Here is a 13,401-nt window from a genome sequence, read left to right as displayed (position 1 = left end):
CTTGCAACGTAAATTTTCATAGTAAGTACTTTCCAATTTTGTACTCTTATTTTAGGATTAATTTCAATCTAGTTTACTCAGCCAATGTTAGCAATTTCATCTATTTTGATTTAACGAAATATTATCGTCATTAGCAAAATTTCAGTTGTCTAAATCGTCATAAATTAGTTACAAATATCGCTAAAATTTAAGCATAAGGTGCACATTAATATTACCTTGATCACTCTTTTATAGCCGCCTCCTCCCTAAATACGTGACCCCTTCTACATTTTTATTTTAATGGCGTAACTCTACTCCTTTCTTCCCCCCCCTAAATAAAATAAAGGTGGAGGAAGTCAGCCATCTTTATCTCACCTAACATAGTCAACGTTGAGTCACCTTGAAGGGAGGAAACTCCTAAACACTACCCTGTTGTTGCTTAAACTTTTTACTGTCTATCTAACAAGTTAAAGGAATAACGGAGGAATAATAAATAACCAATCGTTTTAAAATTAGCGAGTTAAAAATGGAGTTTATAACATGAAAAAAATAAGTTTAATCGCAGCAGCAGTATCCACCACATTGCTTTCTAGCTCAGCATTTGCAGTAGATTTTCACGGTTATGCTCGTGCAGGTGTTGGCATGAACGCAGATGGCGGACAACAAATTGCTCACGAGAAAAATAAAATTGGTCGTTTAGGTAATGAGGACGATGTTTATGGTGAAATTCAGCTAGGGTCTGAAGTTTATAATGATAATGGCAAAACTTTTTATCTCGATTCAATGGTTGCGATGACCTCTAACGGATCAAATGATTGGGAAAGTACTGGTACTTCTTGTGAGCTTGTCACTTCAGGCACCCCTCCTGAAGACGCAGTAAAATGTAAAGATGATGCTCAATTTGCCTTACGTCAGTTTAATGTCCAAGCAAAAGGTTTAATTTCTGCTGCTCCGGAAGCAACGTTATGGGCCGGTAAGCGTTTTTACCAACGCCATGATGTGCACCATACGGATTTTTACTACTGGGATATTTCAGGTGCGGGTGCGGGTGTTGAAAACATTCAAGTAGGACCAGGTAAATTATCTTTGGCTTGGGTACGTAATGACCGTAGTGATATTGTCGATAGTGGTAATAATGGTGGATCAGTAAACGTTAATACTTTTGATGTTCGTTATGCTGGGATTTCATTATGGGAAAAAGCGAGCTTAGAAGTTGGTCTTGATTATGCAATGGTCAATGACACCGATGATGTCGTTGGAGATCCTCAAGACGGAGTCATGACTACTTTTGAGTTAACACAAGGTTTAGATAATGGCTTCAACAAAACAGTATTCCAATATGGTACTGAAGGCTACAGTAAATCTTTAGCCTTTTACGGTAGTGGTAACTGGTATGGTGCTGAAGCAAATGACGGTGCTTCTGGCTACCGTGTAATCAACTGGGGTGTGCTTGGTTTTGGTGAAAACATTGAGATGTTACATCAGTTAGTTTATGCCGTTGGTGAAGATATGTGGGATGGTCAAGATAAAACAAAAACCATGTCCGCAGTTATTCGTCCAGTTTACAAATGGGATGAAAATCATAAGACTATCCTTGAGTTAGGTTATAACATTGATGACACAGACGGTGATAAAACGAAAAATAGTAAAGTAACTATTGCGCAAGCATGGACAGCCGGTTCAAGCATCTGGGCTCGTCCTGAAATCCGTGTTTATGCAAGCTACATTAACCAAGACGCAGATAGTGGTGCGAATGCCTTTAACGGTGGTCGTGACGACAGTACTATGCAGTTTGGTGTACAAGCTGAAGCTTGGTGGTAAGCCACTAACTTCTTAATCAACAACACAGTCGATGTCTGGCTGTGTTGTTGACTTCCTTGACTGAGCATTATTTTTTAAAGCAATATTATTTTTAAACCAACCAATTTTGCAATCCAGCTATCAATTTTCAATCCAAGTAAATGGATGGTTTAAAAATAATATAAACTGATAATAATCAATGTTAACAAAGCTGTAGAATAAAATAATATACAAGAATAAAGACAAATTACCTTTTAAAATACAGGTATAATTAACAGTTATTTTTCTCATTTTTAATCAGTAAAGATATAAAATGGCAGAAATGATACTCACAATTAGGATAATCAATTATGAAAAAATGGATCGCACCAATTATTTTATCGACTTTAATTGTAGGTTGTGCAAAAACACAAACAATAACTCTCGACGTTCCTCAAGAAAATCAAGTTGCCATGAATATATCAGAGATCACATGGTCAGCCCTGGATATCCCTACTAACATTAAATTTTCTATTGATAAATCAAACCAATTATTACTAAACGGAGAAAGTGCAGGTCCTATTGCCAGCTTCACGTTACCCGGCAATAAAGGTTCATTAGATATAGAAATTGAAAGTTTTGTCGATAGCAAAAATACTTTTTATGCACCTACTGTTGCGATCCTAAATAAAGCCGGTGACCTTATTGCCCAAAAGTCCTTCAGTGACTTTACCTACGAGCCAGCAAAATTATTAGATAACGATAAATTTACCATCGCGTTTAATGTCATGCCTGATATGAGTGGTGATAACCTTAAATTATTGGTATATACCACTGCTAAAGATTTAGTTGGTTCAACTCCAATTTTACACCCTGCAAAAGCCTTTGCTATTGCTAAGCATACAGTACAACCTATTATCGACGATCCGCTTGCTAAACATGTTGCCTACGGTAATTTCAGCTTAACGCTTACTAGCAATCAAGTTGTGACTACACGCATCATTAACACCACTGATAATATTCCTGCAGGGACTGACCTTGAAAGTTTCTATAAAAAATCAATCCAAAATGCCGTTGCAAACGAAGATATCCCAAAAGCATTAAAGCTTTTGGAAGAAGCTAAAAATCTGCAAGTAGAAGGCGCACAAACAATTTTTGTTGATGCTATCAATAGTTATAAATAACAAATTATAAAGAAAAGATAAACGTAAATTGAAGTTGAAAGTTAACAATTATTTAGGAGAAAAAATGTCAGCTGTTGTAGTCGACCTTGGCGGCACAAATATTAGATTTTCAGTTTGTGATCTTGAAACGGGTAAATTGAGCAAACTGGTCGAGTATGTTTGTGCGGACTTTGACTCTATAGAACAAGCTTTGTTAGCTTATTTTTCAACATTGGACAGTGCAGTTAATGATCTTTGTATCGGTATTGCCTGCCCCGTGGAAAATGATCAAGTAACCATGACCAACTTAAGTTGGTCATTTTCACAAAAAGCACTTAAAGAACAATTAAACTTAAACACTTTGTATGTAATAAATGATTATACTGCGATCTCTTTGGCAGTGCCTTTCTTAGCTGCATCAGATAAGTTTCAAATCGGTACAGGTACTGTTCAGGAAAATGCTAACACTGCTGTTTTTGGACCTGGTACCGGATTAGGTGTATCACATATCATAAAAGTAATTGATAAGTGGATCAGCCTAGAAGGTGAAGCGGGTCATGTTAGCTTTACAGCAAACACTCGCCAACAATCGGATATTTTATTTCAATTACAAGCTAAGTTTGGCCATGTTTCTGCAGAACAAGTGATGTCAGGACAAGGTATCGTTAATTTATATCAAAGTCTCTGCAACTTATCGCAACAAGCCCCTCAATTTATTCAGCCTAAACAAATAACACAAGCAGCACTGAATAATGAATGTGTGATAGCACGACAAACTTTAGATATCTTTTGTCAAATAATGGGCAGCTTTGCCGGTAATCTCGCGATGAGTTTGAACTGTACTGGTGGTGTTTATATTGCTGGTGGCATCGTGCCGCGTTTTCTTGATTTTTTTGAAGCGAGTGAATTCAGACAATATTTTGAAGAGAAAGGACGTTTAAAAGACTATTTAACTAAAATACCTACTTTTGTTATTACTCACAAGAACCCAGGTTTACTAGGTGCAGCAACTTACCTACGCCAAGAGTTAAAATACATTCACTAATCACTTAAAAAGGTGCTAGTTCTAGAACAAAATCAACGTCAGCGCATATTTTTTCTGACGTTGATAGCAATCGCATCAGCCTTACAATTGGTAGTTCAGTTGATGGTTCGCTCCTGTCATCAAGCTTAAAGCTTAAAAAAGTTAACATTTATTACTACACCATCACTTACAAACTCAACGTATCGGCTTGGGTTGGCTTGTTGTTGTTGCGTCTCAGGGTACCATAGCAACCTCCTAGGCGAAGAGATTCTGCCCTTGTTCATAAACATCATCACCTCTCTATCAACGATATGAAACGGCTTTGTCTTAAGTTGCTCTGTGATATCAATATGCTTGCCTGCTATTTCAACCCAAACTAAAACATAGCCATCCTTACGAATATTGAGTTGAAGTTGGGAATAATTGCTGGCCGTAAATGGCGCGTTTAATTGTATTTTGTTTACATTTTCCTTTGCTAACCATAAATAGCCCTGTACAGGCGTTGTATAATAATTAACAACATCAGAGCAAAATTCTTTCCCTTCTTCTTTTTCGCCGCAATCAAATAGCTCCTGACTTTTGTTTAATAGATCAACAGACCATGCTGGAATATCGTCATCTAACATAGGCGATAACCAAGGCAAGCTTAAAGCATTCGGATAAGCTATTAACGTAGAACAAAATAGGCTACAGATTAGCGAAGTAAAAACATTTTTTTTCATAAATGACTCGTGCGTCCTTTATTGTTGGATAAGTTAATAGCTGAATAATTGAATAGCTGTATAACTAAATGATCAAGATGATATTAGTTTACCTGTTTACATAAACAGAAGTATCATCCTTAAAAAATTGACAATAGAGGTCTACGTTGAAAGCAAGGGGCGTAGATGTACGGTTGATGTATCGAGGGAAACTATTTTATATGATGTCTGAAGGTAATTAAAAGAAGGTAAAATAATGAAACTCAATACTCTTTTTCTCACATTATTAATTGGTGCTCCGAACGTTTTTGCGGCCAATATTGCAATTTCTACCACGACAAATAGTCGACAGTTTGCACTCGATGATGAGCGCCCCTTGATTGTCCAGCTTTCTAAAGATAATTACACCATAACTATCTCTGAGATTGATGGTAAATGTGCTCCTGACAGCGTGAAAAAAGTAAAATTTAATAAACCCTTAGCATTAAATTGTGGTTCACCGACAGAACTTGATTTACAGATCCGTTTTAGCGGGGATTATGCATTCACATTTAATGAAAGCCCCCCTTCTTTAAGAATTAATCGGCAACCTAAAACGGCTCAAAAGACTACGTTTAAACGCCCTCTTCCCAATGTGCAATGCGAAGCCTATTCAGGTGGCGAAGTTACTATTAATCTGAACAATCTATACAAAGAATCCACAAAATTACGAGATGCTTACTCAGGCCGTGTTGTCGAGGTTAAGAATAATAAGGTAACACTTACACCTTCACCCGATAGCGGTGGATTAGTTTTACTTGAAAAGTTACCCGCAGCAGGCGCGACTCAACAGCAAGCTCCATTAAATTGGAAAAACGCAAATATTTACTTTGTAATGATTGACCGCTTTAATAATGCAGATACCAGTAATGATCAATCCTATGGACGTGATAAGGATGGCCTAGATGAAGTAGGTACATTTCATGGTGGCGATATTAAAGGTGTCACTCAAAAACTGGATTACATCAAAAGTTTAGGCACTGACGCTATTTGGCTATCTCCGATTGTTGAGCAGGTACATGGGTTTGTAGGCGGTGGAGAGAAAGGCAGTTTTCCCTTTTATGCATACCATGGTTACTGGACACGGGACTTTACTAAAATTGACCAAAATTTTGGAGATGACGAAGACTTAAATGAGTTAGTCGAACAGGCGCATCAACGCGGAATGAAAATACTACTAGACGTAGTCATTAACCATGCCGGTTATGCTACCTTAGCCGATCTTCAATTCGATAAAATCGATGTTGTGACACCTCTGCCCAATTGGCCGCCTCAATGGTCTGCTTGGAAGCCCATGTCAGGACAAAACTGGCATAGCTTTCACCAGCAAATAAATTATAAAAGTTCACAATGGCAACATTGGTGGGGAAAAGATTGGATAAGAGCAACATTTCCCGGTTATCAGTCACCAGGGAATAGTGACATCACATCCTCTTTAGCAGGATTACCCGATATGATAACAGAGTCCACCAAAGCGGTAACACCTCCTGAATGGCTACTCAATAACCCAGGTACGCGTGTTGCTAAACGCGCTAATTTTACTGTTTCAGATTATTTAATCGAATGGCAAACCGATTGGGTGAAACGATTTGGTATCGATGGATTTAGGATCGACACCGTCAAGCATGTTCAACCTAGTGTCTGGAAAAAGTTGAAATCAGAAAGTATTAACAGCCTAGAAACTTGGCGTAACAATAATGATGAATCTGGTTTACCCTTTTTTATGATGGGTGAAGTGTGGGGACATACAGCTTATCGTAGTCCTTACTTTGATGATGGATTTGATGCTTTGATTAATTTCGATTTGCAAAAGAAAATGGATAAAGGAGCAGCTTGTTTCAGCCAAATGAAAGCTACCTATCAAAACTATGCTAATACTATACAAGAAAACAAAGACTTCAATCCTGTCAGTTATATGTCTTCACATGATACTGAGCTATTTTTCAGTCGCTTTAACTCTCTAGATATGCAAAGAAATGCTGCAAACGCATTGCTGCTGACTCCCGGCGCGATACAAGTTTATTATGGCGATGAAGTGGCGAGAAAAATTGGTCCATATGCTGATGATTTTCATCAAGGCACACGCTCTGACATGGTGTGGGATTTAGATAAAGACCGTCAATCCTTGCTAACTCATTGGAAAACTATTGCTAAATTCAGAAAGGATCATTCTGCAATAGGAGCTGGAAAACATAACGTAATCAAACATGACAATGCTTACGTATTTAGTAGAAGTTTGAAAGACGATACCGTCGTGGTTGCTTTTTTCGGTCATTAACCGATTATATCAATTGTCTCAATGAAGTAAAAAGACTGACAATATTGAGACAATTCACTTCTTTGTTTATAAGCAACTGCTTATAAACAAAGAGCCCTCTATAATTAATAGTCATAAATCAAGGGCTATTAATGCCCTCATGATGCTAAAGCCACTGCAATAACGCCATCAAGATAGTATGAGTGTGTAAATGAGTAACAATACAATCGAACTGTTCTAGTTCGTTTAGAGATTAATAAAAGCCAACCTTGAATCTAGTTCTATCAATAGCCTTAATACCAGTCCTAAACCAATCTCAACATACCAAACCTTTCCATAACATGACGAAGAAATCTTCACTTTCAATAGTATTTTCTTTTAGCGCCTTTAGTTTAGCGATATATATACAGTCAGAACTACTCTGAACGAGGTTATTTACGTTTTTTATTAAAAAGGCATTCATTCACACTACCAATAAAATAAATTGTATAGTTAAAAAAGAAGGGAAAGATGCAACTATTTAGTTTATAGCTTCAAAAAAAAACAATTATACGGTTAATAAGCTCGTACAAATACAAATTAAGAGGGAGTGCCGCCATTTATAAAATCAATTAGTAAGTGAATCAATCAATGATGATTAAAGTAGGCTTAAAATAGTTAAAAAAAACGCAATTTACAAGGTGGGATAAATTGCGTTTATTAAATCTATCTAAAAGTTATGAATACTACCCTTTAACACCACCAGCCGTTAATCCGCCCACTAACCAACGCTGTGCTAGTAAAAACACACCAGTAATAGGTAATGCCGAGAGTACCGCTGCTGCTGCAAAATCACCCCATAAATAGTTTTGAGGATATAAGTACTGTTGCATGCCAACTGCTAACGTATAGTTATCAACATCAGATAATAAGAGTGAAGCAACAGGCACCTCACCAACTACAGCAATAAACGAAAGGATAAACACAACTGCTAATATCGGAACCGATAAAGGCAACAACACTAAGCGGAACGCTTGCCAAGGTGTAGCACCATCTAAAGCAGCCGCTTCTTCAAGTGAGTTATCGATGGTCTCAAAGTATCCTTTGATGGTCCAAACATGCAGAGCAATCCCGCCTAAATAAGCAAAAATCAATCCACCATGGGTATTTAATCCAAGAAATGGAATGTATTGTCCTAATTTATCGAATAAGGCATACAGAGCAACTAATGCCAATACTGCGGGAAACATTTGGAAAATCATCATCGCTTTCAAAATGGCACTTTTACCACCAAACTTCATACGCGCAAAAGCATAAGCAGAAGTTGTTGAAAGAGCGACAATTAAAATTGAAGAGATACTCGCAATTTTAATTGAATTCCATAACCAGGTTAATACTGGAAACGGAGGCGGCGTGATACTACCATCGGCATTAGTAACAGAAAAACCTAACGCCAGCTTCCAATGTTCTAGAGATGGGTTTTCAGGGATCAAGCTGCCTGTTGCAAAGTTGCCTTCACGCAATGAGATCGCGACTACCATTAATAATGGGAAGATAATAAATGATAGAAAAACCCAAAGTCCTATATGTGTTGCCCATACTCTGTATTTTAAATTTTTGCCTTGTACTATAGCCATCGAAAGTCCCCTTAATCTTGTTCGAGTTTTGTGAAGCGAAGATTTAGCAATGCCAAGCCGCCCACTAATAGGAAAATAATTGTTGCAATGGCACTTGCTAGACCAAAGTCTTGTCCGCCAGTTCCTTCAAATGCAATACGGTAGGTATAGCTCACTAATAAGTCTGTATAACCTGCTGGCTCAGTAGTGCCAATCATATTCGGTCCACCACCCGTTAATAGGTAAATCATTACAAAGTTATTAAAGTTAAAAGCAAAACTTGCAATTAATAACGGTGTTAATGGTTTAATCATTAGAGGGAAAGTAATCTTAGTAAAGTTTTTTAATGGTCCAGCACCATCGATTGCAGACGCCTCATAAAGATCTTGCGGTATAGCTTTTAAAAGCCCCATACACAGGATCATCATATAAGGGAAACCAAGCCAAGTATTCACAATCACCACCATCGTTCTTGCGGTAATTGGGTCTGAAAACCAAGCTGGGCTGATGCCGAATAAGGCTTCTAATACCATATTTATTTCACCAAAACTTTGGTTAAATAACCCTTTAAAAATAAGAATAGAGATAAAGGCAGGAACTGCATAAGGCAATATCAATAATACTCGATATACTGCACGCCCTTTTAGTGATTCCCATTGCACTACACTCGCTAACACCAAACCGATAATTAAGGTCAAAAAAACTGACAATGCTGAAAATACAACGGTCCAAATAAAGATCCCTATAAAAGGTTCTTTAATCCCTTCATCTTTCCATACCTTCTCAAAATTTGCAGTACTGACATTAACTACAAAACCAGGTGAAATAGGGTCGCCTATAAACGCATTATTTTCATTAACGACTTGATAGAATCCTATTTCCATATTCGCTTTAAGTCGCTGCTCGGTTTCATTGTTTAATAATGTTTCGCCATCGGATTGCATGCTATAAAGAGGTTGTACCGCGGCAAATTTTCGTAGCCCACTCATACCCACCACTGCGCCGTTTGGCATAGTTAAATTGATATCGTTGAGCTTCGCCCTATTCTTGATGATCGATTTTATTTTTTGTTTTTTACCATCAACTTTTTGCACAGCCTTAAGTTCAATATTTTGTCCCGCAGCAACATCCATTGAAAAATCATCTGTCGCAAGCGTTTCACCATTATCAATGACCGCTATACGGAAACCTTGTTCTGTCTGATAGAGGTTAAATGGATAACTTTGACCGCTCTGAAATGTTCTATCCAACAAGACACTTTGTGCCCGCTCTATAGTTAATTGGTTTTTTGCACTGTAGTTAGTAAATGCGAGGCTAGTTGTATAAACCAATGGAAACAAAATAAATAGGATCATGCCCGCAATACCAGGATATATATAGCGATGAGCATAGGTTTTTTTACTACCAAAAATATACAGTGCCAATGACGTTAATATGACCGTAAGTAATGCAAAAGCAAGCTCTCCACGAGAGTACATTACAATCGACGCATAACCGTTTACGATAGCAACTGAAACTAGAATGGCCCATTTTATTATCACTCCCCAACTGATAGGAAGTGGAGATGGTGCAATGGCACCAGAACCTTGAACTGACTGCATATAGAACCCTGTTAACTAAAATCAACTCCATCACTAACTATTTTTCATCATTATTCATTAGTGATGCGTTATTGATGGTGTCGATAAAAAATTAAAATGAGGAGAAAGCAATGCTTTCTCCAGTGTTAAGGAATAAACTTGATGTTCACTCCTTAACAACGTCATTATTTGACCATTCGTTTTTCTGCATCTGCAAGCGCTGCATCTACTGCTTGACGACCATCAACGATATTGATAATTGCATTTTTTGCACTTTCCCAGAAAGCACCCATTTGTGGAATATTTGGCATTATTTCACCATTTTTTGCATTATTCATGGTTGCCGCAATGCGAGCATCTGTAGCTAACTCTTTTTGAAATGAATTCAATGCAACAGCACCAAGCGGTTTATCATTATTAATATTACGTAAACCCTCGTTAGTAAGTAGGTAGTTTTCTATAAACTCAACAGCAAGGTCTTTATTAGGTGACGCAGTACTAATACCCGCGGTCAATACACCAACAAATGCTTTAGAATCTTTACCATTAAATTTAGGTAACGTAGTCACACCATAATTAATGCCGGCTTTCTCAATATTTCCCCAAGACCAAGGACCGTTAATGGTCATTGCTACATTGCCTTTGGTAAATTCAGATTCAGACACGGAATAATCCATATCAGGAGAAATAACCTTGTTATCGATCAATTTTTTAACAAACGTCATTGCTCCTTTTACACCCGCATTATTAATACCAGCGTTTTTAATATCATAACCGGTAGACGTTGGCTTAAAAGCATAGCCCCCATCAGCTGCCATTAAAGGCCAAGTAAAGTAAGGTTCTTTTAAGTTCCACATAATCGCCGATTTACCATCTTTTTGAAGTTTAGTATTCAGCGCGGTGATGTCTTCCCAATTCTCTGGAGGTGTAGCAATTAAATCTTTATTATAAATAAGTGATAACGCTTCAATAGCCACAGGGTAACCAATGAATTTACCTTTATACTGCACAGCATCCCATGCAAAATCGACAATACCGTTTTTCACTTCTTTAGAAGGGGTAACTTCAACTAGCAAACCTGCTTCTGCGTATCCACCAAAACGGTCATGAGCCCAAAAAACGATATCAGGACCATCGCCCGTTGATGCCGTTTGTGGAAATTTTTCTTGTAGTGCATCAGGGTGAGCAACAGTAACTTTAATACCAGTATCTTCTTCAAAACGTTGGCCGACTTCAGCAAGTCCATTGTACCCTTTGTCACCGTTGATCCAGATAGTAAGCTGCCCCTCTTCAATCGCCGCGTTGGCATTAAAAGAACCCAATGCAGCCATGGTGCAAAGCGCAACGATACTTAGATTTTTTTTCATGTTAATATCCTTTTTAGTTGTGATGAAGGGCTAGCCGTTGGGTAAGCCATATTTCGAACTTTATTATCTAGAAGTTAAAACGCTTAATCATCCTCCTATCCACTACGCCCCATGGGTTCGACTCTATTTTCGTGACACAGCTCCACCTATAACCACGATCAAGATCTCAAATTCCATGTTTATGTGATGGCAATCATCATAATTAATACAATTTATTGGAATGACATCTGTATTTTGTTGAACAAGATTTGTCAGCCCCCTCCTCCCTCCTCCTCCTATAAATTATTGCACTAGGATGATGTGTAGGTGGTCTAAAATAAGCAAACTATCAACCACTAGTAATAGATTGTGATCGTGTTATTTACATTTTTGTTTTAACGATTCCTAACAGCGGTCATAAATAGCCAATAAAATCTATTTATCGCTAATATTTAGACTTTTTTACTACCATTTACATAACAAATTATGCAACCTAGGTATTTATAAAGTGTATTTAGTTAGTTCGTTGTTAATAAAAAGAAATGTTGTAATAAGGATACATCAACGGCAGCAATTATTTATTAATATAAAACACAATTAATGATTTCAAATTTCAGAAATAAAAGATTCCGAAATAAGAGTTCAGGAATAAACAACAGAAATCATGAGCGTAAACATAAAAATTAATCGAGGACAAACTACATGACCAGTGTCACCTTAAAAAATGTATGTAAAGCTTACGACAAGCTACTTATCTCTAAAAATGTCGATCTTGAAATAAAAGAAGGCGAACTGGTCGTCTTTGTTGGTCCATCGGGTTGTGGTAAATCCACACTTTTACGATGTATAGCAGGCCTTGAAGAAATTACTTCTGGTGATTTATACATCGGTGAAGAACGTATGAATGATGTTGAACCATCAAAACGTGGTGTTGGTATGGTATTTCAATCCTACGCACTCTATCCGCATCTCAACCTCTACGACAACATGTCCTTTGGTTTAAAGTTAGCTAAAGCTAAAAAATCTGAAATAGATACACGTGTTCATCATGTGGCGGATATTTTACAATTAACTCACTTACTTGAACGTCAACCTAAAGCACTTTCAGGTGGGCAACGACAACGTGTTGCCATTGGCAGAACACTGGTATCACAGCCAAACGTCTTTTTGCTTGATGAACCGCTGTCTAATTTGGATGCCGCATTGCGTGTCAATATGCGCAGTGAAATTACTAAACTGCAACGTAAACTTGGCTGCACCATGATCTACGTGACTCATGATCAAGTAGAAGCAATGACAATGGCCGATAAAATCGTAGTATTAGATGCGGGTTCAGTATCACAAGTGGGTCGCCCTCTTGAACTATATCACTATCCAATCAATCGTTTTGTAGCCGGCTTTATTGGGTCGCCTAAAATGAACTTCATGAGCGTATCGATTGAAGATACAGAGGATGAACGAGTCAAAGTCAAACTAGCAAATAATGAAAGCTTTTGGATATCTGTCGAAGGTAAAACCGTGAATATAGGCGATCGAATGTCACTGGGTATTCGCCCTGAACATTTACTCAATGCAGAACAAGCCGATGCCACTATCGAGGGTAAAGTACAGATTGTAGAAAAGTTAGGTAATGAAACCCAAATTTACATGAACCTTGCCAGTGCAGATGCCGATGTCATATATAGAGCAGCAGATACACTGGATGTGGAAGTAGGCCAAAAATACAATGTTGGTTTAACTGCACATCGCTGTCATTTATTCCATAGAGATGGCATAGCCTGTCGCCGTCTGCACCGTGAAAGCGGTGTTGATTATGATGCGATGATCGCTGAAAAATAAAGACAAGATTAACAATAATATAAATTCAATAGTAAATGCTCACAGATACTGAGCAAATAGTGCAGCATTTACTATTCCAACACCTTTTGTTCCAACATT

At 37.7% G+C, this 13,401-nt stretch carries 9 protein-coding genes; 5 read left to right on the top strand and 4 right to left on the bottom strand.

Annotation, left to right across the window (positions count from 1 at the left end):
• The first annotated feature begins 519 nt into the window (after positions 1 to 519).
• The 3 genes from GQR44_RS08780 to GQR44_RS08770 all read left to right on the top strand — a co-directional run bounded on the left by GQR44_RS08780 (position 520) and on the right by GQR44_RS08770 (position 3,966).
• The gene (locus GQR44_RS08780; protein WP_166371359.1) at positions 520 to 1,800 is read left to right on the top strand and encodes a maltoporin; all 1,281 of its coding nucleotides are present in this window, start codon (positions 520 to 522) and stop codon (positions 1,798 to 1,800) included.
• 329 nt (positions 1,801 to 2,129) lie between these two features.
• The gene (locus GQR44_RS08775) at positions 2,130 to 2,942 is read left to right on the top strand and encodes a MalM family protein (RefSeq protein ID WP_166371357.1); all 813 of its coding nucleotides are present in this window, start codon (positions 2,130 to 2,132) and stop codon (positions 2,940 to 2,942) included.
• A gap of 64 nt (positions 2,943 to 3,006) precedes the next feature.
• Entirely contained in the window at positions 3,007 to 3,966 is a 960-nt protein-coding gene (locus GQR44_RS08770; protein WP_166371355.1) for a glucokinase, read from the top strand.
• Positions 3,967 to 4,091: 125 nt separating this feature from the next.
• On the opposite strand, the gene GQR44_RS08765 is transcribed toward GQR44_RS08770, so the two are convergent.
• Complete coding sequence (locus GQR44_RS08765; RefSeq protein ID WP_166371352.1) at positions 4,092 to 4,667, bottom strand: hypothetical protein; 576 nt, start codon at positions 4,665 to 4,667, stop codon at positions 4,092 to 4,094.
• Between the two features lie 235 nt (positions 4,668 to 4,902).
• Between GQR44_RS08765 and GQR44_RS08760 the strand changes: the two genes are divergently transcribed.
• Complete coding sequence (locus tag GQR44_RS08760) at positions 4,903 to 6,963, top strand: alpha-amylase (RefSeq protein ID WP_166371350.1); 2,061 nt, start codon at positions 4,903 to 4,905, stop codon at positions 6,961 to 6,963.
• Positions 6,964 to 7,667: 704 nt separating this feature from the next.
• Here GQR44_RS08760 and malG read toward each other — a convergent pair.
• The 3 genes from malG to malE all read right to left on the bottom strand — a co-directional run bounded on the left by malG (position 7,668) and on the right by malE (position 11,484).
• Complete coding sequence (gene malG, locus GQR44_RS08755) at positions 7,668 to 8,558, bottom strand: maltose ABC transporter permease MalG (RefSeq protein WP_166371348.1); 891 nt, start codon at positions 8,556 to 8,558, stop codon at positions 7,668 to 7,670.
• A gap of 11 nt (positions 8,559 to 8,569) precedes the next feature.
• Complete coding sequence (gene malF / locus GQR44_RS08750) at positions 8,570 to 10,138, bottom strand: maltose ABC transporter permease MalF (RefSeq protein WP_166371346.1); 1,569 nt, start codon at positions 10,136 to 10,138, stop codon at positions 8,570 to 8,572.
• 164 nt (positions 10,139 to 10,302) lie between these two features.
• The gene (malE, locus tag GQR44_RS08745; protein WP_166371344.1) at positions 10,303 to 11,484 is read right to left on the bottom strand and encodes a maltose/maltodextrin ABC transporter substrate-binding protein MalE; all 1,182 of its coding nucleotides are present in this window, start codon (positions 11,482 to 11,484) and stop codon (positions 10,303 to 10,305) included.
• A 681-nt stretch (positions 11,485 to 12,165) separates the two neighbouring features.
• Between malE and malK the strand changes: the two genes are divergently transcribed.
• Positions 12,166 to 13,302, top strand: coding sequence for a maltose/maltodextrin ABC transporter ATP-binding protein MalK (malK, locus tag GQR44_RS08740; RefSeq protein WP_166371342.1), 1,137 nt, complete (start codon positions 12,166 to 12,168; stop codon positions 13,300 to 13,302).
• The last annotated feature ends 99 nt before the right edge of the window (positions 13,303 to 13,401 follow it).

Source organism: Psychromonas sp. SA13A, from assembly GCF_011378715.1.
In the GTDB taxonomy this organism is placed as follows: Bacteria; Pseudomonadota; Gammaproteobacteria; order Enterobacterales; family Psychromonadaceae; genus Psychromonas.
The sequence above is the reverse complement of the archived record's forward strand: the minus strand, read 5'-3'. Positions and strand labels throughout refer to the sequence as shown.

Excerpts from the sequence above, each read along its gene's own strand:
- malE (WP_166371344.1), bottom strand. The coding sequence starts at position 11,484 with ATGAAAAAAAATCTAAGTATCGTTGCGCTTTGCACCATGGCTGCATTG.
- GQR44_RS08775 (WP_166371357.1), top strand. The coding sequence starts at position 2,130 with ATGAAAAAATGGATCGCACCAATTATTTTATCGACTTTAATTGTAGGT.
- malG (WP_166371348.1), bottom strand. The coding sequence starts at position 8,558 with ATGGCTATAGTACAAGGCAAAAATTTAAAATACAGAGTATGGGCAACA.
- GQR44_RS08770 (WP_166371355.1), top strand. The coding sequence starts at position 3,007 with ATGTCAGCTGTTGTAGTCGACCTTGGCGGCACAAATATTAGATTTTCA.
- GQR44_RS08780 (WP_166371359.1), top strand. The coding sequence starts at position 520 with ATGAAAAAAATAAGTTTAATCGCAGCAGCAGTATCCACCACATTGCTT.
- malF (WP_166371346.1), bottom strand. The coding sequence starts at position 10,138 with ATGCAGTCAGTTCAAGGTTCTGGTGCCATTGCACCATCTCCACTTCCT.
- malK (WP_166371342.1), top strand. The coding sequence starts at position 12,166 with ATGACCAGTGTCACCTTAAAAAATGTATGTAAAGCTTACGACAAGCTA.
- GQR44_RS08765 (WP_166371352.1), bottom strand. The coding sequence starts at position 4,667 with ATGAAAAAAAATGTTTTTACTTCGCTAATCTGTAGCCTATTTTGTTCT.
- GQR44_RS08760 (WP_166371350.1), top strand. The coding sequence starts at position 4,903 with ATGAAACTCAATACTCTTTTTCTCACATTATTAATTGGTGCTCCGAAC.